1 protein-coding gene is annotated in these 693 nt (G+C 63.8%); it reads right to left on the reverse strand.

Features of this window, described 5'->3' with window-relative positions:
• Positions 1 to 680 (reverse strand): CHAT domain-containing protein (locus A5692_RS12250; protein WP_197514436.1); only part of this gene is annotated, 680 nt, incomplete at its 3' end.
• Positions 681 to 693 lie beyond the last annotated feature (13 nt).

Below are 693 nucleotides of genomic sequence, written 5' to 3' on the forward strand. Positions count from 1 at the left end.
ACCGCGCTGATGCCGCCACGCACCAGAGCGGCGGCGGTTCCGGAGAACACATCCTGGGATCCTTCTTCGCCGGAAGAGCAGGAGTTCAACACCACCAGCCGAAGAGTGCCGTCGGGCTGATACAGCAGGTCGGCCAGTTGGTCGGCTCCCACCAAATTCGCCTGGCCGCCTTCACCAACCAGGGCGATTTGACCCTGATCCGTGGTCGTGTCGTAGTCGCCGTGGCCGATGAAGTGCAGCACATGCCACTTTCTGGGCGCTAACAACTTATCCTGCACATCATCCCAACTGGCCTGCACCAACCACTCCAGTTTGATCAAGCCTTCGCCGATCGGGGCCGCCAGGGCATCGGAGAGATGCTCCTGCTCAGCAGCAACATCCAAAGCGGGCATCCCGCGCGGTGAGGCGACCAGACCCAGCACCCGCAGGGGAGGGGTCACCTTCAAAGGTTCGGGGGTAAAGGGAGCGGGCACGTGCCGCACCAGCGGCTCCTTGCGGCAGATGTACGCGTCGATCTCGGCATCAAACAACGCCTCCCACGGCAGTGCGGCAAGCTGCGGTGCGGTCAGGCGCAGCACCACCCGCAACGGTTCACCGCGCTGCTGCGCAACACCCAGGCTGGCCCGATAGGAGCCCAACACCGGACCGCTAAACAGCGTCTCGAACAACTGCCGTCCCACTTCACGCATCCTC

The organism is Mycobacterium sp. E342 (assembly GCF_001667665.1).
GTDB lineage: Bacteria > Actinomycetota > Actinomycetes > Mycobacteriales > Mycobacteriaceae > Mycobacterium.